Origin of the sequence: Desulfosoma caldarium (genome assembly GCF_003751385.1) — a bacterium.
In the GTDB taxonomy this organism is placed as follows: domain Bacteria; phylum Desulfobacterota; class Syntrophobacteria; order Syntrophobacterales; family DSM-9756; genus Desulfosoma; species Desulfosoma caldarium.
Genome location: NZ_RJVA01000012.1, coordinates 114,170 through 139,760, shown reverse-complemented (window position 1 = coordinate 139,760; position 25,591 = coordinate 114,170). Strand labels below are relative to the sequence as shown.

Annotated in this window: 24 protein-coding genes and 2 tRNA genes; 14 read left to right on the top strand and 12 right to left on the bottom strand. The window is 56.7% G+C overall.

Features of this window, described 5'->3' with window-relative positions; translation table 11 throughout:
• Window positions 1–46 precede the first annotated feature (46 nt).
• The 4 genes from EDC27_RS16895 (at window position 47) to EDC27_RS16765 (ending at window position 1,064) form a co-directional block, all read left to right on the top strand.
• Complete coding sequence (locus EDC27_RS16895) at window positions 47–169, top strand: RCKP-type rubredoxin-like domain-containing protein (RefSeq protein ID WP_123290256.1); 123 nt, start codon at window positions 47–49, stop codon at window positions 167–169.
• A complete protein-coding gene (locus EDC27_RS08780) occupies window positions 169–609 on the top strand; it encodes a flavodoxin domain-containing protein (RefSeq protein WP_211334835.1) in 441 nt (146 codons plus the stop codon). Before EDC27_RS16895 ends, EDC27_RS08780 begins: the two co-directional genes overlap by 1 nt.
• Window positions 610–741: 132 nt before the next feature.
• Window positions 742–817: transfer RNA gene (locus EDC27_RS08775), tRNA-Ala, on the top strand.
• A gap of 115 nt (window positions 818–932) precedes the next feature.
• On the top strand, window positions 933–1,064 hold the full coding sequence (locus EDC27_RS16765) for a hypothetical protein (RefSeq protein WP_281273137.1): 132 nt from the start codon (window positions 933–935) through the stop codon (window positions 1,062–1,064).
• 146 nt (window positions 1,065–1,210) lie between these two features.
• Here the strand turns inward: EDC27_RS16765 and pyk are convergent, their stop codons facing one another.
• Together pyk and EDC27_RS08765 are read right to left on the bottom strand one after the other, a co-directional pair.
• Entirely contained in the window at window positions 1,211–2,629 is a 1,419-nt protein-coding gene (gene pyk, locus EDC27_RS08770; protein ID WP_211334834.1) for a pyruvate kinase, read from the bottom strand.
• Entirely contained in the window at window positions 2,626–3,954 is a 1,329-nt protein-coding gene (locus tag EDC27_RS08765; RefSeq protein WP_123290254.1) for a glycerate kinase type-2 family protein, read from the bottom strand. The genes pyk and EDC27_RS08765 overlap by 4 nt, the downstream gene beginning before the upstream one ends.
• 97 nt (window positions 3,955–4,051) lie before the next feature.
• On the opposite strand from EDC27_RS08765, the gene EDC27_RS08760 reads away from it, so the two are divergent.
• From EDC27_RS08760 to EDC27_RS08720, 9 genes are all read left to right on the top strand, one after another.
• Complete coding sequence (locus tag EDC27_RS08760) at window positions 4,052–4,612, top strand: flavin reductase family protein (RefSeq protein WP_123290253.1); 561 nt, start codon at window positions 4,052–4,054, stop codon at window positions 4,610–4,612.
• The gene (tsaA, locus tag EDC27_RS08755; protein WP_123290252.1) at window positions 4,609–5,007 is read left to right on the top strand and encodes a tRNA (N6-threonylcarbamoyladenosine(37)-N6)-methyltransferase TrmO; all 399 of its coding nucleotides are present in this window, start codon (window positions 4,609–4,611) and stop codon (window positions 5,005–5,007) included. Before EDC27_RS08760 ends, tsaA begins: the two co-directional genes overlap by 4 nt.
• A 73-nt stretch (window positions 5,008–5,080) precedes the next feature.
• Window positions 5,081–5,869, top strand: coding sequence for an HDOD domain-containing protein (locus EDC27_RS08750; RefSeq protein ID WP_170161718.1), 789 nt, complete (start codon window positions 5,081–5,083; stop codon window positions 5,867–5,869).
• Window positions 5,870–5,947: 78 nt separating this feature from the next.
• Entirely contained in the window at window positions 5,948–6,304 is a 357-nt protein-coding gene (locus EDC27_RS08745) for a 4Fe-4S dicluster domain-containing protein (RefSeq protein WP_123290250.1), read from the top strand.
• Between the two features lie 10 nt (window positions 6,305–6,314).
• Entirely contained in the window at window positions 6,315–7,463 is a 1,149-nt protein-coding gene (locus EDC27_RS08740) for a 2-oxoacid:acceptor oxidoreductase subunit alpha (RefSeq protein ID WP_407923347.1), read from the top strand.
• A 42-nt stretch (window positions 7,464–7,505) separates the two neighbouring features.
• The gene (locus tag EDC27_RS08735; RefSeq protein ID WP_123290249.1) at window positions 7,506–8,348 is read left to right on the top strand and encodes a 2-oxoacid:ferredoxin oxidoreductase subunit beta; all 843 of its coding nucleotides are present in this window, start codon (window positions 7,506–7,508) and stop codon (window positions 8,346–8,348) included.
• A gap of 32 nt (window positions 8,349–8,380) precedes the next feature.
• Window positions 8,381–8,929 carry a 2-oxoacid:acceptor oxidoreductase family protein gene (locus EDC27_RS08730; RefSeq protein WP_123290248.1) on the top strand — a complete coding sequence of 183 codons (549 nt, stop codon included), beginning with the start codon at window positions 8,381–8,383 and terminating at the stop codon, window positions 8,927–8,929.
• Between the two features lie 7 nt (window positions 8,930–8,936).
• The gene (surE, locus tag EDC27_RS08725) at window positions 8,937–9,734 is read left to right on the top strand and encodes a 5'/3'-nucleotidase SurE (protein WP_123290247.1); all 798 of its coding nucleotides are present in this window, start codon (window positions 8,937–8,939) and stop codon (window positions 9,732–9,734) included.
• Between the two features lie 64 nt (window positions 9,735–9,798).
• Window positions 9,799–9,875: transfer RNA gene (locus tag EDC27_RS08720), tRNA-Arg, on the top strand.
• A gap of 289 nt (window positions 9,876–10,164) precedes the next feature.
• Here EDC27_RS08720 and EDC27_RS08715 read toward each other — a convergent pair.
• From EDC27_RS08715 to EDC27_RS16005, 10 genes are all read right to left on the bottom strand, one after another.
• Window positions 10,165–11,526: a ferredoxin reductase family protein gene (locus tag EDC27_RS08715; protein ID WP_123290246.1), complete on the bottom strand. Its 1,362-nt coding sequence runs from the start codon at window positions 11,524–11,526 to the stop codon at window positions 10,165–10,167.
• A 76-nt stretch (window positions 11,527–11,602) separates the two neighbouring features.
• Complete coding sequence (locus EDC27_RS15800) at window positions 11,603–11,893, bottom strand: hypothetical protein (RefSeq protein WP_148045716.1); 291 nt, start codon at window positions 11,891–11,893, stop codon at window positions 11,603–11,605.
• A gap of 481 nt (window positions 11,894–12,374) precedes the next feature.
• Window positions 12,375–13,121 carry a hypothetical protein gene (locus EDC27_RS08700; protein WP_123290243.1) on the bottom strand — a complete coding sequence of 249 codons (747 nt, stop codon included), beginning with the start codon at window positions 13,119–13,121 and terminating at the stop codon, window positions 12,375–12,377.
• A 213-nt stretch (window positions 13,122–13,334) separates the two neighbouring features.
• Complete coding sequence (locus tag EDC27_RS08695) at window positions 13,335–15,866, bottom strand: CHASE4 domain-containing protein (protein WP_123290242.1); 2,532 nt, start codon at window positions 15,864–15,866, stop codon at window positions 13,335–13,337.
• Between the two features lie 546 nt (window positions 15,867–16,412).
• Window positions 16,413–18,404: a cation:proton antiporter gene (locus tag EDC27_RS08690; RefSeq protein WP_170161717.1), complete on the bottom strand. Its 1,992-nt coding sequence runs from the start codon at window positions 18,402–18,404 to the stop codon at window positions 16,413–16,415.
• A 403-nt stretch (window positions 18,405–18,807) separates the two neighbouring features.
• Window positions 18,808–20,940, bottom strand: coding sequence for a hypothetical protein (locus tag EDC27_RS08685; protein ID WP_123290240.1), 2,133 nt, complete (start codon window positions 20,938–20,940; stop codon window positions 18,808–18,810).
• Entirely contained in the window at window positions 20,937–21,833 is an 897-nt protein-coding gene (locus EDC27_RS08680; RefSeq protein ID WP_148045714.1) for a hypothetical protein, read from the bottom strand. The genes EDC27_RS08685 and EDC27_RS08680 overlap by 4 nt, the downstream gene beginning before the upstream one ends.
• Before the next feature lie 302 nt (window positions 21,834–22,135).
• Window positions 22,136–23,155: a hypothetical protein gene (locus EDC27_RS08675; protein WP_148045713.1), complete on the bottom strand. Its 1,020-nt coding sequence runs from the start codon at window positions 23,153–23,155 to the stop codon at window positions 22,136–22,138.
• 59 nt (window positions 23,156–23,214) lie between these two features.
• Entirely contained in the window at window positions 23,215–23,661 is a 447-nt protein-coding gene (locus EDC27_RS08670) for a hypothetical protein (RefSeq protein ID WP_123290237.1), read from the bottom strand.
• A gap of 91 nt (window positions 23,662–23,752) precedes the next feature.
• Window positions 23,753–23,908 (bottom strand): hypothetical protein, encoded by a 156-nt coding sequence (locus EDC27_RS16005; protein ID WP_170161716.1) that lies wholly within the window; start codon window positions 23,906–23,908, stop codon window positions 23,753–23,755.
• 382 nt (window positions 23,909–24,290) lie between these two features.
• Here EDC27_RS16005 and EDC27_RS08665 point away from each other — a divergent pair, with 382 nt between their 5' ends.
• Window positions 24,291–25,517 (top strand): Calx-beta domain-containing protein, encoded by a 1,227-nt coding sequence (locus tag EDC27_RS08665; RefSeq protein ID WP_123290236.1) that lies wholly within the window; start codon window positions 24,291–24,293, stop codon window positions 25,515–25,517.
• Window positions 25,518–25,591 lie beyond the last annotated feature (74 nt).

The window sequence follows — 25,591 nt, the reverse complement described above, 5'->3', positions numbered from 1 at the left end:
TCCGAATTAGTGAACAGACCAAAAGATGAAAGGAGAGGGTAAACCCATGGCTGTGTTTCAATGCACCAAATGTGGTTTTGAAAAGGAAGGTCGTTGTAAGCCACAGAAGTGCCCTCAATGTGGTGAAAAGAAAACCTTTGAAAAGAAATCCGAAGGAGGGAAAGCCTGATGAAAGTGCTCATCGCGTATGTGAGTCGAACGGGTCACACGGAAAAGATGGCCAACTATATCGCAGAGGGTGTGCGGTTTGCCGGCCATGAACCGGTGCTCAAGAAAGTTTCCGACATCAAGAAAGCTGAAGAGCTTCAAGGCTATGACGCTTACGTCTTTGGATGCCCCACGTATCACCGGGACATGACCCAGAGCATGAAAACCTTTCTTTTCATGGCTCAAGAAGCCGGCTTGGAGGGCAAGGTCGGCGGCGCTTTCGGATCCTACACTCATAGCGGTGATGCACCCAAGTACATCTATGACACAATGGAACACGTCTTCAAGATGCGTATGACGAGTCTGGGTTCCTTTAACCTGTTGGAACATAAGGTGAACACCCCCGAAGGCATGAGGGCATGTCAGGACTACGGTCGAGTTCTGGCGGAAATGCTCAATTAGCGCCTTCTCAAGCACACTTCGCTCCTGATGAGGGAATGACCAAATGCCTTCACTTCGTGCCCTGAACCGTTCATGCAAAAGGGAGTTGACAGGGGCGGGCATCGGCTGCTATAGGAACGCGCACACGTCGCTGGGGCTGTAGCTCAGTTGGGAGAGCGCTTGAATGGCATTCAAGAGGTCAGGGGTTCGACTCCCCTCAGCTCCACCAGGAATGATAAGGGTTAGCTCAACGAGCTAACCCTTTGTTTTGGAGAATGTCGGCCTAAGCGTTTGTCGGCCGGCCCATGAAGGCTGCAAAAGAGGGCGAAACAAGGGAGAACGTCATGCCGTCCAAGACCTATAAGACCCGGCTCATTCGGAAAAGAAAGGACAAGCCCAACAAGGAAAACCGCAAGGCCGATCAGAAGCGGATGCAGAAAAATCTGGAAATCCTCGCCAAAGTGACGCAGGCCTGAAAAATATTAGGTTTCCTGCCCATTGGCCTGAGCACCGCCTGTTCTTTCGGGGGCGCGTTTCCTTTGCGGCAAGGAAATCCGCCCCTTTTTTGTTGGCTCGTCGTCTTGGTTGCTCATGCCCTACGTCATTTTGTCCAAACCGTCCCCTACAGCTCGATGACTTTGACCATGTTGGTGGTGCCGCTTTGCCCCACAGGCACGCCGGCCGTTAAGACCAGGACGTCTCCACGGCGAGCCACACCGTGGTCCATGGCCCATTGCCTGGCCATGGCAAACAGAGTGTCCGTGTCATCGCATCGAGGCACCAACACGGGATACACACCCCAGGAAAGGCACAGTTGGCGCACGGTGGCCGGTGCATGTGTAAAGCCCACAATGGGCGTTCGAGGCCGAAGGCGACTGACCAACCGAGCTGTTTGTCCGGAAGCGGTGGAGGCAATGATGGCGGCCGTGGGTAGCGCATTGGCGAGGCTCAAAACGGCTTCGCTGATGGCGGCGGACATGCCCGGCAAGGCCGCCGACGTCAGGCCAATGTGATGGGTGGTATCAAACATATATTTTTCTGCAGTCACGGCAATGCGATCCAGCATGCGTACGGCTTCCACGGGGTAGGAACCCATGGCCGTTTCTTCCGATAGCATGACCGCATCGGTGCCGTCCAAAACGGCGTTGGCCACGTCGGTGGTTTCCGCTCGCGTGGGCCGAGGGCTGGAAATCATGGAACGTAGCATCTGAGTGGCGGTGATCACGGGCTTGGCGCGATCTCGGGCGGCTTGGATGATCTTTTTTTGAATGACCGGCACTTCGTACAACGGGGTTTCCACCCCCAGGTCCCCTCGAGCCACCATGACGCCATCGACACTGTCTAGAATCGCATCCAGGCGATCCAAGGCCTGCGGTTTTTCAATCTTGGCGATGACCATGGGTTTGGGGTCGACGGTCTGCAGCATCTCCCGAACAGGCGCCACATCCCTTTCATGCCGAATGAAGGAAAGGCCGACGAAGTCCACGCCATGTTCCAGACCGAACAATAGGTCTTGTCTGTCCTTTTCCGTAAAGGAGGGAATGCGCAGACTGCTGGACGGCAAATTGACCCCCTTGTGGGAATGGATCACCCCGCCTACCACCACTCGGCACTGAAGAGCATCGCGGTCCTTGGCCGTGACCTGCAGTTCCACCAACCCATCGGCCAGAAGGATTCGCTCGCCCACGGCAACATCTTCCAGGAGGTACGGATACTGCACGGCCAGGTCCGCGCCGCTCCCGATCTGTCCGGGAATCAGCCGAACCACCTCACCCACCGCCAAAACCCTTTCCCCTTCAGGCACTTGTCCCAGCCGAATCTTTGGACCGCCAAGATCCTGAAGAATACCGATGTCCTTACCTTCCTCTGCCGCCACATCCCTAAGGGCTCGAATGGTCAGGGCATGGCTTTCATGGTCTCCGTGGGACAGGTTGATGCGAGCCACATCCATTCCGGCGCGCACGAGCTCTCGAAGCACATCCTTGCTTTGGCTCGCCGGTCCGATGGTACAGACGATCTTGGTCCGTCTTTGTCTCATCATGCAATCAGCACTCCAATCAAGTCCATGACATTGGTGCGCGTGGGGCCGGTTATGACAAGATCTCCCAGGGCCTCGAAGAGCGGATAGGCATTGTGGCCGTCGAGGGTATCCTGAACCTTCCATCCCAGGCCGGCTGAACGCACCACTGTGGTCCCATCCGCAAAGGCTCCCGCCGCATCCGTGGGACCGTCCGTGCCGTCCGTGCCCGCGCTCAACACGGTCACTTGAGGCCACCCGTCCAGGGCCAGGGCGGCGGCCAAAGCAAGTTCTTGGTTGCGTCCTCCCTTTCCCGGTGAAGGGCCAAGGGTGACGGTGGTTTCTCCACCTAAAAGAAGGCATGCCGGCAAAGGAACGGGCCTTCCAGAGACGACGACTTCCTTAGCGACGGCCGCAATGACTTTGGCCACTTCTCGAGCTTCCCCTTCAAGGCATGAGGTAAGCACCAGCACGTGGTACCCTCGTTGCCGTGCTTCCTGAGCCGCCGCCGTCATCGCCGTCGCATTGTTGGCTACGAGAACGTGCGAAACCCTGCGAAACACGGCATCCTCAGATTTAGGTGTTTCCGGGCGACGGCCTTCAAGCCCTTCGCGGAGGACCTGGATAACGCAGGCGGGGATTTTGTCCTGAAGATGGTAGCGTTCAATGACGTTCATGGCATCGCGGTAGGTCGAAGAATCCGGCGCCGTCGGTCCGGATGCGATGACATCCAAAGGATCGCCGATGACATCGGAAACGATGAGCGTCACCACCTGAGCGGGGGCCGCAGCACGGGCGAGGCCCCCGCCCTTGAACTGTGACAAATGCTTGCGCACGGCGTTGATTTCCTGAATGGTGGCTCCTACGCTCAACAAAAGCTCTGTGGTCTTCTGCTTGTGTTCCAGAGTGAGCGGCGCTACGGGGGCCGGCGTCAGGGCACTACCGCCTCCCGAGACGGCCACCAGAACCAGGTCCCTTTCTCCAGCGTGATCGGCCAGGCGCAGCAATTCCTTGGTGGCCTCCACGCCCTGTGCATCGGGCACGGGATGGGCCGCTTCCAACACCCGCACCTTTTGAAGGGGCAAGCCGTGGCCCGTTTTGACCACGATGGCGCCTTCGCTCAGAAAATCGCCCAGCACCTCTTCCAACGCCTTGGCCATGGGGGCCGTGCCTTTGCCGGCTCCCAACACGAAAACCTTGTCAAACCGTGATAAATCCAAGACCAGGTCCCCGATGATAAGGTCCGTTCCGGACCGGCGCACATGGCGCCGCACGGCCTCTTCCGGGTCGACGGCGGCCAACGCGGCACGAAAGATGCCCAACAAATCTTCTCGAGCCCTGGAATCCATTGTTGCCTCCGCAATCAAAAACGATTAGGAACAGTCATGGTCAGCGGATGCTTTCGTGTGCATCAACTCTTTTGCCCACAGCAAGGAGGTCCTCCCCGTGGAACTGGCTCCCGAAATGTTCAAGCGCTTTTTCCCGCTTCCCGTCACGGTGGTGACCACCGTGGACAAGAACGGCACCCCCAACGCAGCACCATACAGTTGTGTGATGCCCATTCTTCGGCCTTTGCCTTTGATTGCCGTGGCTTCTGCATTGCCTCGAGACACTTTGCGCAACATTCGAGAAACCAGCCAGTTTGTCGTGAACGTCATCGGCAGGCCGTCCTTTCGAGAAGCCATGCGAACGGCTCGACCTTATCCTCCCGGCGTGAACGAACTGGACAAAGTGGGCCTTGAAACTACGCCGGCCAAACGGGTGGCCCCGCCGCGCGTGGCGGCGGCCATCGGGTGGATCGAAGCGACACTGGAACGGGAACTTGCCGACGAGCGCTACGTGCTGCTTGTCGGGCGCATTTTATGCTCGGAAATCAACGACCGCTACATTGCCGCCGACGGAAAGCTCACGGAACACCCCCTGACCCTTCTCATGCCCCATTTTCGAACCCTCGGCGATGTGGTGCTCAACCGTGACGCTTTGGAAAAGGACCTCTCGCTCTCATGACTCACATCCTATTGAAACCCATTGGGATCGTGCGCACCGAAGCGGCGACCGTGCCGCGTCACTGGACTGTCTCCGATGTGGAAGGAACACTCGTCATCGACGAGGCTTACCGCGACGGCCTCAAGGACATTCGACCCGGCCAGAAAATTATTGTTCTTTTTCACTTTCATAAAAGTCAACCCTTTTCGCCCCACGACCTGATTCAAAAACCGCCACATCGAAATGAACATTTGGGCGTCTTCAGCATCTGCTCGCCTCGACGCCCCAATCCCATCGGGCTTTCTGTGGTGGAGGTGCTGGATGTTCAGGGATGCACGCTGCGGGTCAAGGGCATCGACATGTTCGACGGAACACCCATCCTGGACCTTAAACCCTGGATCACTCCAGATTCATGAAGTCGCTTTCATGGCTAAGAGCGTCACTCGGATAGACCCCGCCACCCTCTCGAACCTTCTTGAGGGGGTGCCTATGCTTCCGGACACGGCCTTTCGCGTCATGGACATGATGCACAAGCCCGACACGGACCCCAAGGCGTTGGCCCGCGCGGTCGCCGAAGATCCGGGACTTGGAGCCCAGACCCTGCATCTGTGCAATTCCCCCTATTATTCCCTTCCCGTGGAAGTGACGTCCATCGAACACGCAGTGCGCCTGTTGGGATGGCCCACGGTATGCGGGATTGTCATGGCCGCTTACCTTTACAGGCTCATGGCCCGTTTTTCCGGCGACGGCGCCAGGCTGTGGCTCAGAGGAGCCCGTCGGCACGTGCTCCACGTGGCGGACTGCGCCCAACACCTGGCCGTTCATGCGGTTCTGGGACTGGACAGGAGCGAGGCCTGGACGCTTGGACTGCTCCACGATATCGGCAAGCTCGTCCTGGCTCAACTGGACGCGGAAGCGGCTCGGGCCGTGGAAGACCGCCTGGCCGTTTCGAACATGACTCTGGTGGACACCGAATGGGAGGTGTTGGGAGCGGATCACGCCGAGGTGGGATCCCTTCTTGCCGAGCGGTGGGAACTTCCCGACATGATTGTGGATACGATTCGATGGCACCACCGGCCGGAGAAAAGTGAGGGGCCGACGGCGGGGCTCGTCTTTGCGGCCGACACTTTGGCCCGAGTGGCCGAAGGCCTGGAATCATGGTCGGCTTTTATGGAAGATGAGCCACGACTGAGCCTTGTGCTTGAACGGCTTGGAATGGACCGTGATGGCTTCATTTCTGTGGCACGCCTATGGCTGGAAAGCGCCAAAGGTCGTTGAAAACTTCTTCATGATCGACTATGTGAAAGCCTGAGATTGTTTTCATTCACTGTCCATTTTCTTAAGGGATAGGCGAACATGGCGGAAAACACAGAATCAAGCAAGCAACGCAAAACTAAGGCATCGCAGGCGGTGCAGGAGCCCACGACAGCAAAGCCTCAGGAACTCGAAGCCTCCGAGGTGGCAACGTCCGAAGCTGAGGAGCGGGAAAAGCCCAAGCGGTTTTTTGATATCGCCATTTTTTTGGGCTGGTGCAAAGGATGCGGCATCTGCGCCGCATTTTGTCCTCGAGAATGCATCGCCATGGGTGAAGACGGCTATCCCGCGGTCAAGGACTCGGACCGGTGCACGGGATGCGGTTTTTGCGAAATTCATTGCCCGGACTTTGCCATCAGTGTGCGGGCCCGTAAGAAGGTTTCAAGCCACGAAGACTAGGGGGACGAGAATTGTGAGTGGTCCAAGTTTTTGGGGAAAACAGGTGCTGCTGCAGGGCAACGAAGCCATGGTAGAAGGCGCTCTGGCTGCCGGCTGCACCTTCTTTGCCGGCTATCCCATTACGCCGGCGACGGAAATCAGTGAAGTCATGTCCGTGAAACTCCCGGCCGTGGGCGGCACTTTCATTCAGATGGAAGACGAAATCGCCAGCATGGGGGCCATCATCGGTGCGTCCCTGGCGGGAGCCAAATCTATGACGGCCACAAGCGGCCCCGGATTTTCACTGATGCAGGAAAACCTGGGTTTTGCCTGCGTGGCCGAAGTACCCTGTGTTGTGGTGAATGTCATGCGAGGTGGTCCCAGCACGGGTCTTCCCACCAATGTGGCGCAGGGAGATGTGATGCAAGCGCGTTGGGGCACCCACGGGGATCATCCCATCATCGTGTTGGCCGTTTCCAGCACCGCGGATTGTTTCGACATCACCGTGAAGGCTTTTAATCTGGCGGAAAAATATCGCACGCCGGTTATCATTCTTTCCGACGAAGTGGTGGGGCACACGCGGGAAAAAATCCGTATTCCACACCCGGAAGAAATCGAAGTGGTGGACCGCATCCGCCCTAACATGCCTCCGGAATGGTACATCCCCTACGAAGACAATAGCCGCGGCGTGCCGCCCATGGGCATCTTTGGCGACGGGTATCGGTATCACGTGACCGGATTGATTCACGATGTGCGGGGCTTTCCCACGCAAAGGGCCGATGAAATCGTGCCTTTTTTGACCCGCATTCATCGAAAGATTTCCCAGAATTTTTTTGACATTCTCATGGTGGACACGGAACTGGCCGACGATGCCGAGCTCCTCGTCATTGCCTACGGCTCCGTGGCCCGTTCGGCTCGGCGCGCCGTGCGAGAGGCGCGGGAGCGCGGCGTGCGTGCGGGGCTGCTGCAGCTTATCACCCTGTGGCCCTTTCCCCGGCAGATACTGGAACCCTATCTCAAGAAGGTCAGAGCCGTGCTGGTGCCGGAAATGAACATGGGCCAGGTGTCCCGGGAACTTAAACGCATTAATCAGGGCATGACGCGCGTGGAAACCTTAAACCGCATCGACGGCAACCTCATCACCCCCGCCGAAATTCTGGTGCGGCTGCTGAAGATGTGAATCGAGGCGAAAAACGGCCACTGCATACATGAGAGGCGTTCCATGGCAGAAGTCACAAAACTCATTCATAAGTATCTGCGCCACGACAAAAAATTCCCCCACGTATGGTGTCCGGGATGCGGCAACGGCATTCTCTTGGGAGCCCTCATTCGCGCCATCGATCGCACGGGATTCGAAAAGGACGACATCGTGCTCGTCTCCGGCATTGGCTGTGCGGGAAGGCTTCCGGTCTACGTGGATTTCAATACCTTGCACACCACCCACGGTCGAGCCCTCACTTTTGCCACGGGTGTCAAACTGGCCAACCCTCGGTTGCAGGTCATCGTCATCATGGGAGACGGTGATGCGATGGCCATTGGAGGAAATCATTTCATCCATGCCGCACGCCGCAATCTGAATCTTACGGCCATCATCGTCAACAACAACATCTATGGCATGACCGGCGGGCAATATTCCCCCACCACACCCTATGGGGCTCTGGCCACCACGGCGGTCTACAGAAATATCGAACATGCCTTTTCCATCGCCGAACTGGCCGTCACGGCCGGAGCCAGCCTGGTGGCACGAGGCACCGTCTATCACGCCACCATGCTGGACCGCCTCATCGAACAGGCCATTCGCAAGCGTGGGTTTTCCGTGTTGGAAGTTATCAGCCATTGCCACACCCAGTTCGGACGGCGAAACAAGATGGGAGGCGCCGTGGACATGCTGCGCTGGCAAAAGGAAAACGCCGTGCGTGTTGAAAAAGCGGCGGAAATGAGCGAAGAGGAGATGGCCGGCAAATTCACCATCGGTGTCCTGGTGGATCGGGATTTGCCCATTTACACGGAAGAATATCGAAAGATTCGCGAAGCCGCGCGACGCCGGCTGGGTGCCGTCAAGTAGGATCGCGCAACGAAGAGGCGAGAGGAACGTCCATGGGTTATCGATACGAAGTTCGATTGAGCGGATCCGGAGGCCAGGGACTCATCATGGCCGGCATCATTTTAGCCGAGGCCGCCGGCATTCACGACGGCAAATACGTGTGCCAGACTCAAAGCTACGGCCCGGAAGCGCGAGGCGGGGCCAGTAAATCCGAAGTGGTCATTAGCGATGAAGAAATCGATTACCCCAAGGCTATCCAGCCCGACGTGCTTCTGGCCATGAATCAGAAATCCTGTGATGCGTACTTTTTTGATCTGAAACCCGAAGGAATGCTTATTGTGGACAGCACTTTTGTCAAACAGGTGCCGACGACGCGGGCCGTGGCCATTCCCTTTACCCAGATCGCCCGATCGGAATTGAAAAAGGAAATGACCGCCAATATCGTCGCTCTCGGAGCCTTGGCCCTGTTGACCCGATGCGTGTCCTTGAGTTCGCTGGAAACGGCGGTCTTGAATCGCGTCCCTCCGGACACGGTGGAACTCAACAAGAAAGCGCTGGAAGCCGGAATCAGCGCGGCCAAGAGTCATTTGAAAGGAACCTGAAAGACCCATGCGCATTCTCCTGACCAACGACGACGGCATCTTCGCCAAGGGCATTGAAGCCTTGCACGAAGCCCTTAGCCGTTATCACGACGTGGTGGTCATCGCTCCCGAAACGGAACGCAGTGCCGTCGGCCATGCCATCACCTTTCTCGATCCCCTCATGGTCAAGCCCGTCAAGCGCAACGGCGCCTTTTTCGGTTACGCCTGCACGGGCACACCAGCTGACTGCGTGAAGCTAGGCATTAGTGAACTGGTACGTCCTCTGCCCGACGTGGTCGTTTCCGGTATCAATTTAGGCGCCAATGTGGGCATCAACGTGCTCTACTCCGGGACCGTGTCGGCGGCCACCGAAGGGGCCATTCTGGGTTTTCCGGCCGTGGCGGTGTCCTTGGATGCCTTTGAAGCGCAGGATTTTTCTGGAGCCACCTGGGCGGTGCTTCATCTTCTTGACCTGATCGAAACACGGGGCTTGCCCCGAGGCGTATGCCTCAACGTGAATGTGCCGAATCGTCCTCGAGAAGAAATCCGCGGCATACGCATCACGCGCCAAGGCCACCTTACGTACCAGGAAAACTACGAACGCCGCATGGACCCTCGAAACCGTGTCTACTACTGGCTTACCGGCTCGGTCGGCGAAGCGGAAAACGATCCCGATGCGGATGTGCAAGCCTTGGCCGACGGCTACATTTCCATCACGCCTATTCAGCATGACCTCACCCATCACGCCATGCTGGAAGAACTCAGACGCTGGGGCTTGGACCAACAACCCTCAAGGGGCCTACAACTGGCGGCATGCCGAAAATGATGCCGGGATTTTTCCCTTGCCCCGCAGAGCCCATAGTGGTATGTAGCCGTCGTTTGGCAACCACGCGCCCGTAGCTCAGCTGGATAGAGTGCCGGACTACGAATCCGTAGGTCGCAGGTTCGAATCCTGCCGGGCGCACCAGTAAAATTAAGGGGTTACACCCAGGTCGGTGTAACCCCTTTTTATTTTCGTACCTCGAGTCCATCTTTGGAGCATCAAAGCGATCACTGTCCAGATCAGGCAACTGGGATAGGGCTTATCAGCTTCATCTTCTTTTATCGCTTCACCATGGAAGAGACGAAAGAAGTCGTCGCCGAAAGACAGATGATCCGCTTGTGTCTCTTGGTCGGCGTGATCGGTGATGTGGAGGCAATCCTAACGGATGGCATCCCTACTGTCTTGAAAATCCTCAAGACAATGTCAATCCTTTTCACCAGAAAAAAAGTTCCCGCGCAACCCTTTTTGCCTTGAGCCCGAAAACGGTCCGGATGGCTTTCAAAAGGGCGGCCTGCATGGCCGGGGGACCGCAGAGGTAAAAAGCGTGGTCCGAGCGAAGGTAGCGGCGAAGAATCTCGGCCGTGATATGGCCTTGTTCGTAGGACACATTGAGGCCGTCCTGGGAAGGGTCGCCCAAAAACTTTTCGCGACTTAAAACGTGAACCACTCGAAGGGGCATGGTGCGGCTCATGGCCGTCAGTTCTTCCCGGCCGATGATGTCCGCAGAAGTCTTGTTGGCCCAGAGCAACACGGTGGGCACAACCAGTCCCGTGGCCTTCATGTGCCGCAGTAGGCTAAAAAAGGGCGTGATTCCCACGCCTCCCGCAATTAAGGCCAGCGAGGATCGACCGAGTGCGTCGGCGCAGAAAACCCCGTAGGGCCCTTGGCATAAGACTCGGTCTCCGGCGGAAAGACCGTGGATTTTTGAAGTGAACCGTCCACTGCGTTTGATGGTAAACCGCAGGGTCTTGTCTTCAGGAGCGTTCGAAATGGTGAAGGGATGGGGTTCACTGTACCCTCGGCCTTCGGGAAGGCGCAAAAGGGCAAACTGTCCTGGCCGCCGCTTAGCCAAACGCCCTGCCCCCTTGACCATCTCAAGGAACACCGAGACCGTATCGTGGGTCTCGGAAACGACCCGCTCCACTCGGCACAGCACCCGATCCCGGCCTCCAAGTACCGAAGCGAGCCGCATAAAACCGGCTCCCGTGAACGCCATCGCGACGATTCCCCACACGACAACCTGCGGCATGTCGGCCATGGTGGTTCCCCGAACCAAGGCATGAACCAGACCCAAGGGCACGGCCGCATAGGTCAAGAGATGCACAGGCTTCCAGAAGCGAAAAGGGACTCGACCGGAGCGACCCACAACAGCTGAAGCCGCCGCCAAAAAAAGGAGCAGCAGGGCCAGGCGCCCCATCGTCATTTCCCAGAGCTCCGCTGAGAGCAGCGCGGAAGCCACCATCGATGCGCCGCCTAAGCTGTAAAAGCGAATCGCCTGCAGCCCCACATGAACCAAGAGACAACAGAGAGTGACGGCCGCCAAAGGCCTGTGGGCTCGACTCATGCGGTCCAGCCCCACAACACGCTCCACAGGTCGAGCTCGGCTTCCAAGGATGACCAAAATAGCCAAAAAGACCAAGGCGTTCTGGGCAAAAAGAGAGCTGACGGCTGCGGCCGCACTCGCCACACCAAAATCCTTGAGGCCCGGCAGGGTGCGCCACGCCCACCCTGCCGTCAACACCGCGGGACCCAAGCCCGAGAGAAAAAGCAGAACTTTTGAGGCACGTCCGTGCATCGCCTGCGCGTCAGTGAGGAAACCGATCTGAAAGGGGTCTCATGACTTCCGCGCAAAGAAGTTGTCCAGTCATTTCTTAAAGGTCCTTACCAGACTTGAGGGATGTCAGGTAGTCGACGATGATTTGCTTTTCGGTGTCGGTCACACGAGCCCCGTTCTTTTGCATGCGCGACACGTAATCATACCAGGCTTTCTGATCGTTCTTGCCGATGTAATTTCTGACCCGCGTCAAATTATGGCAAACCGTGCACCGGTTCTGAACCAAAGACCGTGCTTCCGAGTTCCCTTGGGCTTTCGCAGGGGTCCATATCATGGCCAAACCCAAGACTGCCACACATCCCATCACCGCCAGCGCGCTCTTCATCATGGAAGCTCCTTTTCTGTAATGAAGGGCTGAAAACCGAAGTGGGGCCGCCGATTTTTGAAGAGCTTGTCGAAAATGCCTAAAAGTGTCAACAAAAATGGGAGCCCCTCGATGCGCTTCGACTTGACGATTCCACGGCTTAACGGAAACGCCACGGTTCACGAGCTCTCAGGCTTAAAATCACCTTTGGCTAGAGGGCCAAGCAACCCGAAGAACATCGACAAAACAGTCGCCCCATAACGCGCGAACGGGCCATGTGTGATCCCCGCCACAACGGGCCCCATGTGCAAAAACCGACACCCTAGCCGCATGCTCAAGGAATGGTTCATCCCCGCGAAAGCGGGAATCCATTTCCCGCACCCCAATAAGTTCACTTCAAATGCTCGATAAAGAACTCCCTCATCCCCGCGAAAGCGGGGATGCGTTCCCGACGCCCTTTCAATGCAGGTTCGAGGAGGCTTTGCAGCCGCTTCCTTCTTGTTTTTCACAGGCCTCCATTCACCTTCTCAAGAACTTCCCAGACCTTTTTGACCTCGGGGGCCAAGTGCCATTCTTCCGGGCGGGTGACGTAGTCCAGGGCCCTCTTGGTCAATCGATAAAAGTGGACCGTGCAGCCCCGGTATTCTTCGTTGTCGCCGTTCCAGCGCACGAAGTTTCCGGGAAAGATTCCCGCAATCTTCCAGCCCCCCTTGAGGCACCAGGTCTGCGTGATGTCATGCCAGGTTTCGCAGAATGTGGTGAAGTATTCAGCGTTGGAGCCTTCGGCGACTTTTCGAACAAAGCGCCGCAGTTCATGTGTAAGCCTTTTCCTACGAAAATGCGGAAGGGTCGCCACCAACGAAAATTCCACCTGAAGATTTCGTTCGAACTTGGTGAGCACCGAGCCGGAAAGGACCTGTCCCGTCTGCACCTCTTCCAGCACCGCCATACAATAGACCTTGGATCGCGCATCTTCGTCCCACCGATCCCACAGGGCAACCCATTGTTCGTATTGTTCTGGATCCAGCAAAAATTCATGGGGCGACCCGTAGAGTTCGGGGTATCCCAGGCGCCAAAGGCGCGCGGCCGATTCCACAAGGTCTTGGCGCAGAAGGCCCACGCGGTATTGGCCGTCTTCCAAAAGGACGGGTTCCACTCGGGGCCAGATGATTTTCTTTTCGGTCACGGAACGCGTGCGGCAGGTGGACCCCATTTTCCGATAAGGTCGGCTCTCCTTCATGGAAACGCTCATACGCCCCTCCTCCAAGCCTTGGGCTCAGATCATGTCTTATGCCACAGGGGTCACATCTTAACCTTTCAGATAGCGTGCAGGCATTTTGTTCGAAAAGTCCCTTGATGGAAACGGGACGAGCCGCCGCGCCTTCTCACGCCTTACGGCGCCCCGCCACAATCCCATGGGGCAAACTGACCGTGCGACGCCCTTATGCTGAAGAACCCCAGGGGATCATTGGGCCTCTTCTTGGAGTGCGGCGTAGACGATCTTTGCGAGCTTTTCCATAGTGTAGGGCTTGGCCATGAAGTGGGAAATACCCAAGGCTTCCGCTGCCGCCAGCCGATCTTTGGAAACATCTCCGGAGACAATGATAGCTTTCTGGTCCGCACGGCGCTTCAGAAACTCTTGGTACACCTGAAGACCATCCAAGTCATCCTCAAGCCTCATGTCCAGAACGAGAAGGTCGAATTGTTGATCGGCTGCCAAGCGGATCGCTTGAACTCCACTGGAGGCACACGTGACCTCGTAGCCGAGATCGGTGAGCAGAGTCTTCACCAAGTCTCGCTGGTCATCCATGTCTTCAACCACAAGGACCTTCTCCCCTGAACCTCTGGGTAACACCGCCGGCATTGGCGAGCGGGCGGTCTCTGCCGGAGGTTCGGCTTCGGGCAGATACAGACGAACGCTCGTGCCCTCGCCCGGCATGCTGACCACGTCTACAAAACCACCCATGTCCTTCACCGCATGCCAGACAATGGTCATGCCCAGTCCTGTGCCACTGCCGCCCATCTTCTTCTTCGTGTAAAACGGCTCGAAAATATGGGGAAGGTCCTCTTGGGAAATGCCGCTTCCCGTGTCTTCAACAGAAAGGCAAATCCAGCGCCCTGGCGGGATCGTCTCAAAACCAGTGTAAGGTTCATTTAATTGGACCACCTGAAGTCCCACAGTGACGGTGCCCGTGTCGGCGATGGCTTCAGCAGCGTTGCGCACGAGGTTAGCCAAAGCCTTTTCCAAATGAGGCCTGGATCCCCGGCAACACAATCGGCGGCCTTCTACCTTCGTTTTAAACCGAACGCGCACATGGGTGCGGCAAAGGGCGGCATATTCAGCGGATGACAGAAATTCACGGACGACATCGCCCACATCAATGTCTTCCATAGATTTGACTCCGCGGCGTGCCAAGGTGAGAAGATCCTGAACAATGGCGCTCGCCTTTAGACCTGCGTCACGGATGCGGTTCAAGGGTTGGTAGAGGGCATGGTCGGGTGGCAGGCGGCGCAAGAGCATGTCCGGGTAACCGACCAGTGATGTAAGCAGATTGTTAAGGTCGTGGGCAACGCCTCCCGCGACCAGCCCGACCGTCTCCAGCTTCTTGGCCCGATCCAATTGGGCTTCTAAAGCCTTTTGTTGCCGAAGGTCCGTGACCACTTCCAACAGATGAGGACGCTGTTTGAAGGTCACTAATGTAATGCTCCGAAGCACCGGAACCCCCCGACCGTCGCGCGTGGGCATGACGCATTCGACATCGCAAACCTCTCGCCCATGATCCAAAACAGGGCATTCTCTCTCTTGAGACGGACAGACTACGTCTTTGCACGGTACATGGCGCACCTCGTCCAAGGATCGCCCTATCAGTTCCAGGGCTTTTTTGTTGACCCAGGAGACCGTCCTTTTTTCCGCATCGATCAAGATCATGCCCGTCGGGTGGTTTTCGAGAATCTTTTGGGTCTCCTGCAGATACCGGTGATTGTCATCTATGGACCGTTGTAAGGCATGAACTAACCCGTCGATGGACCTATCCAGAGCGACGATCTCGTCTGAACCTCTCTCTTCCGGCATACCTTCTGATGATATGGGCAGTCGCCGAACCTTAAGAAGGAGGTCGCTGATTCTTCCAAGCACGCGCCGGTCCATGAAAAACCACAACAAACCCATAGCAAATACAGCCAAAAGCGCCAGAGCCGAAGAGAACACAAGGAAAGAACGAACGCCTTCGCGCCGAATGGATCGTTCCAGCGTCGTTTCCACGACGAGTCCTACACGCTCGCTGAGATCCGGCACAAGGAACCTTCCGAGGACACGATCGGGGAAAAACACCACCGTGGGTTCGAAAACAGAGGCCGACCCCCTTTGTAAAGGAACCATTTCGAAACGAACAGGATGGCTGGCGGCCTGTTGAAGAAACTTTGTCATTTCTTCGCCCAGCTCCCGAAGCACCACCAAGGTTCCTTGCCTTGGGCCCTCGTATTTACTGGTAAGGATTGGGCACGCCGCCGAAAACATCACACGATCACCATGAACGAGCATCCCGGAGAGGCATTCCGGATCGTCGTCGGCCAAAAATATCGATGGTGTCGATGAAATTCGATCGAGGAAGTCACCGGGCAAGGGATCAGGTTCACCGGTTTCGAGGTCATAGGCCGCCTGATATCGTAAATGGCGTTTGGTATCGTAGAAAAGCATGGCTCTGACATGCAGGTTTATAAAGGTTTCCTTGTTGAGGTTTCCGTCGATGTATGCTTCATTCAGGTCATCGACAAACCGGTAGGTGTCGTCCCAGAAGGCCCAATTTTCCGCCGTGCGCCGGAGTTTCAACAGTTCGGCGTCGATGGTCCTTTGAATAGCCTGCATGGCGCTATGGACTGACCGGTGCTCGAGCCCCTCTAGGGCCCTCATTAGCGTATAGCGCGCCACGAGAAATGGTGACCCCATAATGAAGAGCACAACGCCAACGAAAATCAGGAAACTTCGGCTTCGAAGCATGCAATACCTTTCTTATTTCATGTGCAACTCAGAGTGCCCATGGCACACCACGTTAATCCAACGGCAATCGCTCTCTTGTATCGGCAAAAACTCGCGGTCTCATCAGCTCATTATTTGGGCTCAGATCATGTCTTATGCCACAGGGGTCACATCTTAACCTTTCAGATAGCGTGCAGGCATTTTGTTCGAAAAGTCCCTTGATGGAAACCGGACGAGCCGCCGCGCCTTTTCAGGCCTTGCGGTACTCCGAGAGCATGACGCCTTCAGGGGCATTCCGAAACGCTCCGCTGTAACTCATCTACGATGGATGAAGTCCCAAAAACACGGCCCTTTTGTCGCCGTTCTTGCCGGGTTCATGGCTTTCGGCTCGTGGCGTCCTTCTTTTGCCAAAGCCTTCCGCAGTTCGGGCATTGCCCGCTTTCTTGCCCCTGGATCACCGGGAATGGAGCACCGCAGTGCGCGCCGTGGCGGCTGACCTTGGGTTTGTCTTTCTTTTGTGGTCGCAAGAGAAGGATCAAGCTGCTGAGAGGTCCCGCCATAAAAGCCTCACGACGTGTGGGTCAGCAGCGCATGCACCTGCCGCAGTTGCTCGCTGGTGCCCATGAGCACGGCCTGATCACCGGGCTTCATAACCTCTTCGGGGCCCGGATTGGGCACGAGTACACCGTGACGTCCCAAGGCTAAAACGGTCACGCCCATGTTCTTTCGAAGACCCAACGCCCCGATGGTTTTGCCGGCTACCGATGATTCCGGGGACACGCGAAAGGCTCGAATTTCCACACCGGGCAAGGCCGCCGCAATGTCGCACCAGCTGAGCGGCGGCACAACCGTATTACTTAGAGCCTTATACCCTTCCGCACGAATCTCTTCCACCACTTGTTCCACGTCTTCTTTGGGTATCAAATACTTGCTTAAAACGCGGCTGAAAATCTCAATGGACGTCTCCAATTCCTCCGGCACCACCTCATCCGCCCCCAACCGCACCAAACGATCCATATCCGACACAAACCGCGTGCGCGCGATGAGGTGCACCGCGGGAGCCTGGGCCTTAACCGCCGCCGTGATGCGCCGCACCGTGGACGAATCCGCCAGGGAAATCACCACGACTCGAGCCGAATGCACGTTGGCGTGTTCCAAAATACTGGGCTGTGAGGCATCGCCAAAAATGATATTCTCACCTTTCTTTTTCTCGGCGGCAATCGTGCTGGGGTTCATCTCCACAATGCAGTAGGGAATCTGGCCGATGCGAGCGGCACGGGCCAAATTGCGGCCCACCGGTCCGTAACCCACAATGATGAGATGATCGGTCAGAGTCGTTTTCTCTTTTTGGGTCGGTTTGGCCGAGTCGGCAAGCAAGCCCTGACGAATTCTTTGGGGCCATGGCAACGCTTCCGCCTTGTCCGCCCACGCCGGCGCTCGAGCGATCAGAAAAGGGGCCGCGAGCATACTCACCGTGGAAATGGTCAAAAAGAGCTGAGCCTGAGCGCCGACGAGCACGCTGTTGACCATGCACACGGTACAGAGCACAAAGGAAAATTCCCCAATTTGCGCGAGAACAAGACCGCAGGCCACGGCCACGCGGATCGGATACCCCATAAGAAGCACCACCACAGCGCACACGATCCCTTTAAAGATCATGGTTGCCAGAGTCAGTAGGGTCACGAGCCCGATGTTTTTTGCAATGAAAGAGACGTCCAAAACCATGCCGATGGAAATGAAGAAAAGACTCGTGAACAGGTCCTTAAAGGGAAGCATGCTGGCCAGGGACTGATGACTGTATTCGGACTCCGAAAGCATGAGCCCGGCGAGAAAGGCGCCAAGGGATAAAGAGAGGCCGGCCATGGAGGTGGCCCACGCCACACCGAAACAAATGAGCATGGAGGTGAGAAGAAAAATTTCGCGACTGCGCGTCATGACCACGCGATGAAGCACTCGAGGAAGCAGCCACCGCTGGCCGGCAAACACCAAGAGCAAAATGCCCGCGGACTTCAGCACCAGTATGCCGCCTTCCTGCAGCATACTGTCCCCGCGCCCCGCAAGCAGAGGAATAAGAAGCATCATCGGCACCACGGCCATGTCCTGAAACAGCAATATACCGAGGCTTATTTGGCCGTGGACGCCCTCCAGCTCCATTCTGTCCTGAAGGATTTTCAAAACAATGGCCGTGCTGCTAAGAGCCACCAGAAAACCCAAAGCCAGGGCCAACTGTTCATTGGCAACGATCCGGCGAAAGACGGCCCAAACGCCAAAGATGGTTAAGCCCACCTGCAGTCCGCCGCCCAGCAGGACAATGCGCTTGATGCGCATCAATTCAGAAAGAGAAAATTCCAGCCCAATGGAAAACAGCAACAACACCACACCCAGTTCGGCGAGAAACTCTACTTGTTCGCTGGAAGGGATTAAACTCAGCCCGTGAGGGCCCGCCAGCGTACCTGTGAGAATGAAGCCCACCACACTGGGAAGTTTTAGGCGGTGACAGAGAAGGCTCACCGCGACGGCCAGCCCAAACACCACTAAGAGATCATGTAAAACATGCATAGACATTTCCCCCAAATTTTTCTTCCGTACGAAATAAGCGGGCACGACGCCCGTGTTCCCACAAAAGCGCTCGTTCACACGGCCCTGCGTGTTGCCGCTTGTTCGACTATCGCCTTGCGGCGCCACTCTGCGGGAACGCCCTCGTCACGGGATCCACGGAGTTTGCATCGCTTGCGCCGGCACTCACCTTGCCAAGCTCTTTTTTGTGGGAGCGCCGTCAGGTTCCCTTCCACCTTTGTTGGGTGGGTCGTCGGGCTGTGGTCCATGTGGTGTTAAGCGGCGGAGAAACCCTCGCCCTTTTCCCGCGCTTTGACGGGTTTCTTTTCAGGGCAGGGATTTGAGACATTCGTAACCGTTGCACAATGAAGCATCCTTTTGCTTCACGCCCGCGCACGACGCCCCATTACCGATAGGTGAATGGAAACCACCGAGTGGGTTCACGCATCACGCTTTCCAGGACGGATGACCATGAAGGTTGGGCCAAAAGAGACGCAAAATGTCTCTCGGAAAGACGACTCCCCTTCACATCTGTGAAGACCCTATCCACCTCACCTTCCAGGAAGGTGAAGGACTCTAGGTTTTCCCTAAATAACCACGCCGCATGGAGCAAGGCCATGGGCCGGGCCGTCACCCCCAACTGGGCGCAGAGCTCAAGACCCCGGCGCCATGCCTTGGCTTTTTCTTCCTTTCTTGAAACCCATCGCCCTACGTTCCACAGCCAGAGCTGCCATGGGTGCTCCGTCGGCGTCCCATCCAGCTTTCCGCGGCACCACGTCTCGTAGTTGGAATGCACTAAACCTGTTTCGGCCAAAAACCGGGCCAGCGCCGCATGCTGGTAAGAACTTAGGCAGTCCGGCACCACCGCCTGCAAAGGCCCTCCAAGATACCTTTCCAACGCCTCATGGGCCTTGTGCACATCCCCTGCATCCAAATACGCACACACCAGATAATGGTACTGGCGAAGGCGTTCATTGGCCAATTCGGGCACCTTGTCCCCGCCAAAGGCATCCCAGGCCCGCGATACGGCGGCAACGCAGTCGTTCAGATATGCAGGGCCGCAAAAGCCATAGTTCTGCGCAATGGTCCCGTAGAGTTTTCCCAAACTCGGCATGGCTGGCTTGAGCCCATCCACGGCCTGGGCTTCTCGAAGGGATTCCAACCGGTCACGAATGGCCGTGACCCATTTCGGAAGGTCCGGCTCAAATCGATACAGACTGTGATACTCCATGATGAAGCGCCGATTGAGACGATCTGCGATGCGGTAAATGCCGTCGGGATACACCGCAAGGCTTTTAGAGGAATAGTTGCGGCAACAATGATCCCAGCAACGGGCTTGCTCCACATCACCTCGCTGCATCGCAACGGTCCAGTGCAGATAAGCCAGCCGGTAAGATGCGAGGTAGCTCGTTTTGGCAAGTTGCTGCACCGCCCTTTTATCGATGGGAGCCAGCAGGGTCTGCAACCAGCCCACATCCTTCGAGGCATCGGAAAAAAGCTGCTCCAAGGCGTCGACGAAGTTTTCCGCATCATGAGGGTCATGCAAAACCTTTTGGACCGTCTGGGCATAGGTGGCGGCAAAGCCGCTCCAACCACGAATGCGCGGGTCCAAGGAACGAAGACCTGACACCAGTTCCTTGGGCGAGCGCAGCCGGTTGAGGTCCTTCATGGAGGCCTTTGCCGCTCCCAAGGCTTCCATTTCCCAAATGTATTCGGCAGCCTGCACGTCCCTAACGTCGATCAGGTGTAGTCCATCAAAAGAACGAGACGCTTCCTGGGAACCGCAAGCACACAAAAGCCCAAAGAAACCGGCCTTAGCCGCTGCTTTGGCCTTATTCTTGACAGAACCTACGGGGAGAATTTGCCCCTGGCGGTCGATATCGCCTGTGGCTACAAGGTGACCGCTTTGCCGCCGTTCCGAAGGGTTCAAATGAGCCTCCCAGGCTCCAAGATAGGCCGGCAGGGCCCAGGACGGGCCTCGAATCCAACGGTTGGGCATAGCCGAGGGAATCAGGGGTAGAAAGATCATAGCTTGGCTTGTCTTCAGCAGGAAAATGTCATGGGCCCTTTTCAAGGCTTCCTGTGCCTGGGTGTCCATCATTGGCCAAAGCCACGAGGGCCCCTGGAGTGTTGTCTCTCCTGGAATGGATCCCACAAGAGCCCATAAAATCGTGGCTTTGGGACCCTGAACCGTGGGCAGGGCCACAAGAGCCCAACCGGCCTGTCGCATGGCACGCCAATCCATGGTCAAACCTAGATCGCTCGGTGTTCCAAACCGCTCCACAAGGACCATCAGATCCCGAGCCTTCTCTTCCCACGACCGGCCCAAGGCGGCCGCCACACAGGCCGTCAGCAGAGAGCGCCACACGGGTGGGCTCAGTTCCCTCTGCAACACCGTCAAAGCCTTTTCTGCAGCACCCGAATTTTCAGGCCAGCGGAAAGCCCACGGGTTCTGCCAGTGTGCCCTTCGCTCCTCAAGGCAACCCCATTCGAGCCAGACCCTCATCTCTTCCAAGGACCAAGAAAAGGCAAACTTCATTGGTCCACCACCATGATGCGAAGAGTCTTCGGCGAAGCCGAAGGTTTTGGAACTCTCGGGAAAACCAGCCGAAAGTATCCCGTGTCGGCGTCCAAGTCGACATGATCGGGCCATAAGCTCTCTCGGCTTGAAACCAGCCACACGGCATGCATTTCAGCCGCTTGAGAGAGTTTGCTGAGCACCCTTCCGCCCACGAGAAATCCATCGCGTGTCGGTTGGCACACGGAGAGTTCACCGGTTGCGACTTCCAAGACGGGCACGGATTCCCGAAGGCGCACGATCCTCACGGCCAGCGTCTCTTGAGCCGGGGCGGCCGCCATGGGAAGGCTCTCATCGGCCCACGGCGCCGTAAGCAATGTTTTGAGAGAAGGCTCGGCCTGCGCGTCCAATCGAAGCCATGGGCTAAAGGCCGTTCGAAAGGCTTGAGGATCTGTCAACACAGATTCCAAAGCTGCCGTGACGGGGTTTTCTTGAAAGACCATGAGGTCTTCCAGAATGCGCTGCGCAAAAAAGGAGGCCACTTCGATTTCCAGGCGGCGAAACGCCGAAAGAAAGGCCTGTTGAGGATTGTTCGGGAAGGTGTCTTCAGCGTGAAGGCTCTCGCAGGGGGGTTGGGCTCGCTGCTGCACCTCGTGCAGAACAGAAGCGGGTACGCTGAGAACTGGGCACTCCCCATGCACATTCCGGCAGGCAAAGGTGTTCCAGGGTTCGGCAAAGATGCCGGGAGCCACCGCCACGTCCAAAGGACCCGCAAGATCGGGAAAATCATGCACCAGAGCCACTCGAAAAACGGATGGGAGTTCCGGCAGGGATTCCAAAACCAGCACCAAAGGCGCGTTATAGTACCGATTTTTAGGTCCCCAATCCGAAAGGCTGCAGGCCAGTCGCACCACGTCACCTTCCTTGACCTCGTGACCCGAAGCCCTAGAGGATGTATGGCCACAAATTTCTTGAAGCTTCGGCATGGATGTACCGAAAGCTTTGAGATCCTCTCGGTCGCTTTCGCACCACGGGCACGAGTTCAGATGGCCTTGAAGGGTGTCTGAAATGGGGTCGGCACAGAGGACGTTTCGGGGCGGACAGCCTCGCACCCTGAGAGCTTCCTCCCATGCTACGCGCAGCCTTACCGCATCGTCGAAATCTTGGACCATGGGAACTTACCTTATCGAAGGCGCCTTGAATTCACCCTATGCGTTCACTTACCTCTACGGCTTTCCCAAGCGGATTTACAGACGTTCAGGACTTCTTCCAAAAAGTCCTGAAGCAGCTCGCGGTCTTCGTCAAAAGAAGACAGTCCCGACCAAAGTAGACAGAAATCCTGAACGCGCCGCGTGAGCTGTTGGAGAAGGTATTGAGCTCCCGACGGGCCTCGATGCGTAGAAATTTTGGCAATATCGGTCAGATTCCACCCTAGGGCATATTTGGCATAAAAAACCGCGCGCTCGCGTTCATCCCAACCGGCCACCAGTTTTTGGGCAAGCCGTGGCACGTTTTGGCGCAAAAGGGCTCGTTCCTGGTCGGCTCTCACCGGTATCTGTGCTTCCAGGTTCCGGTCTTCCTCGTCTTCAAGGCTTAGTTCACAAAAGAGCACTTCCCGTTGTGATGGCGCCACCGGCACGTGCGTTAAAAGATATCGCGTCAGTTCGCGCACCGGCACCCAGCACGGTTTTCCCAAACGCCGAACGACCTCCCGCCAAAAATGGCATGCGACACTTACGGCCTCTTCCCGACTCAAACCATAGGGGCTGCCGGGAAAAGACGGCGGCGCAGGCCACTGGCTGTAGCTTTCGGCAGGCACCCACGTCTCGTCCACCTTCATATCATCCACAGGATGGCCACGGGCGCATGCATAGACGGCGTAGCGGCCTATGAGGCGATAGGTCACGGCATTGTGGTTCTGCAGGCACTGGCGAAGACGCCGATAGAGGGCCTTGGCAGGGCTTACCTCCTGGGTTCTGGCCCGGTCCAAAAGATGCCGGATGTAACGTGAGGCCACAAACATTGCAAGGCGTTCCTCACCCTGCGCACACAGGGCGGCAAAGGCATGGTGCTGTTCCCAGTCGGAAGCCTTTTCCATGGCATAAAGCCACAGCGTGTTCACCATGGCCTGGATCGAACTCGCCCTGGCCTCGCTCAAACCTCGAGGCGGCGTGCCGTTCGGCTCCGGAAGCAACTTCTGCGGAATACCATATCGCTCCGCCTGCTTTCGGGCCATTTGAGCCGCCCGTTCGAAGACGGCATGGCAGCCGGGTGATGCGAGCCAATCCTTCCAATTCATGGAGCCGACACAGATTCAAGACACGTTTCGGGCACCTTGCCCCAAAAACGGAGCGGTTTCCAAAAAGCAGGATCCTGAGGAAGCAAAAAGCGAAAGGCTTCGATGAGGTAACTGCGTCGATTCAAAACCTTTCCCGTGCCTTCAAGGCGACATCCCTGCCGAATGAAGCGGACCGCCATGCGCCCTTTGGTCGAGCACGGGCAGACTTCAATGCCGTCCGAGCCTGTGATCCTGAGCACATAAATAGGGTGCGTCCCCAAAGAATGACGCCGTCGCTCGGGGAAAAACGACGTTTGCCGAAGGAGTTCCCGGTCCGAGGCGCCACCGAACATCATGCGCTCTTCCCAGTAGGATGGGGGCACTTTGCGCACCGCCTCCCCCAGGATGTCCCACAAGCTGGTCGGCTGTTTCACGGCGCCCTTCTTGGTTTCGGCTGCTCCCATGACGCTCCTTTCGGCCCCAATTGGTCTAAACAACATGCTCAAACCGGCGCGGGCATTTTATCGGTTCAGAAGACGTTTTGGAACTATTCTTTCAACCTCGCGTGATGTGGCTGAAATCCAAGCCGTAGATGCTCTGCGGCAAGGTCACCGCCAATAGAACCTTTTGAAAGCCCTTCAGTTTTTCTTCAATTCTTTTGAAGTCCTGTCTCTCCTGCTTCTCGTAAGCAAACAGGCACAATACATTCACCTCCTTTTGAAACCATCCGCCAAGGCATCTTAGCGAAGCCAGGAGGCTCGTCGGGGCCGCTCAGCCCGTGTTCACAGCAGCTTAAGGAAAAGCTTTTTGCCAATATTTGATCAGATGTTTACCGACCGAGGATGCTTCTATCGTTTCCATTTCTTGGCGCATTTTTTAAAAACGCCCATTCTCCGGGGGTAGAGCTGAAAAAACCATCTCCATTCGAGACGCGCCGACGCAGGTAAGGAAAAAAGGGGGAGGAAGAGAGCCCATGGATTGACAGCATTGCTCTCACACACGAAAGTAAGCATCGTCTTGTGCATTGAGTGGAGAAGTGCCTCAGTGGGCGCACAATGTCCATCCGAAAACTTAAAGGTCCGAAAGGGAAACCATGGTGACAGCCTTGCCGCCAAGCTCTTTTCTCTATTGGGCCGGTCCAGGTTTAGGCTACGACGGCGTCGTTTTGGTGCGCACAGATGACGGTTACTACGGAAGCGGTGTGCTCCTTTATGATGGTGGCGCCGTCCTGACGGCGGCCCATCTGGTTGCTCGGAATGGGCTTCCGGGAGCCGTGGTGGACCAGGCCGAGGTGGTGTTCCAAACGACTGACGGCGAATATTCCTACATCAGCCAAGAAATCAGCGTGCCAACAAGCTATGACCCCGAAAACCTTAACGGCGATCTGGCTCTGATCTGGTTGCCGTCAACGGCACCCGTTTCCGCTGAACGCTACGAGCTCTACCGCTCTCACGACGAGATTGGTCGGGTCATGACCTTGGTAGGCTATGGTGTACCAGGTGATGGGTTCTATGGAATGTATGAAAACTGGTCGGGGCCGCCTCTTCGTCTGAGGGCCTGGAACCGCGCCGATGCCGACGCCGGCACCGTCAAGGAGGGTTTGGGCTACGTCATGGATTGGGACCCGAAAGAGGACTCGCAGCTGGTCGCAGATTTTGACGACGGCACCATGGTGCACGATGCGATGGGGTCGCTGCTCGGTGTTTGGGACCTGGGTTTGGGTTACTATGAGGGAATGATTAGCTCCGGGGACAGCGGGGGTCCGGCCTTTATTGAAGGGAAAGTGGCCGGGATCGCCACCGCACACGCCTCACTCGGTTTCTGGAACATTTGGCCCGATGTGGACATTTTCAAGAACTCCAGTTTTGGTGAGATGGGTTTTTGGCAACGAGTCAGTTCATATCAAGAATGGATCGATCGAAGCCTTCGATCTCACTATCCTAACGCCCCAAGCCGCCCGGAAGACGTGCAAAAGCGTGTCACCGAGGGTGACGCCGGGACCACCTACGCTTATTTTTTGCTGCAGTTCAACGGCGTGCGTTCCGACCCCAACGCCTGGGTAAGCGTGGACTACGAAACGCGCGACGGAACTGCCACGGCCGGTTTGGATTATGTTCCGGCCAGCGGCACCCTGATTCTCTATCCGGGAGAAGATTACGCCGTCATACCTGTGGAAATCATCGGTGACACCGTGCCCGAACCCGACGAAACATTCTTTCTCGATGTTTTTAATCCTGTGGGCGGGAGTTTCGGCGAAGGCGTCACAAAGCTCACGGCTATGCGAACGATCGTTGACGACGACGTAAGCTTTTGGGCCTAGGACACCTTGCAGCCTCGGACGCCGAGCAAGGGCAGTCCCCTCGGCGCCTCAAAAGGGGACTACCGCCGAAAAGA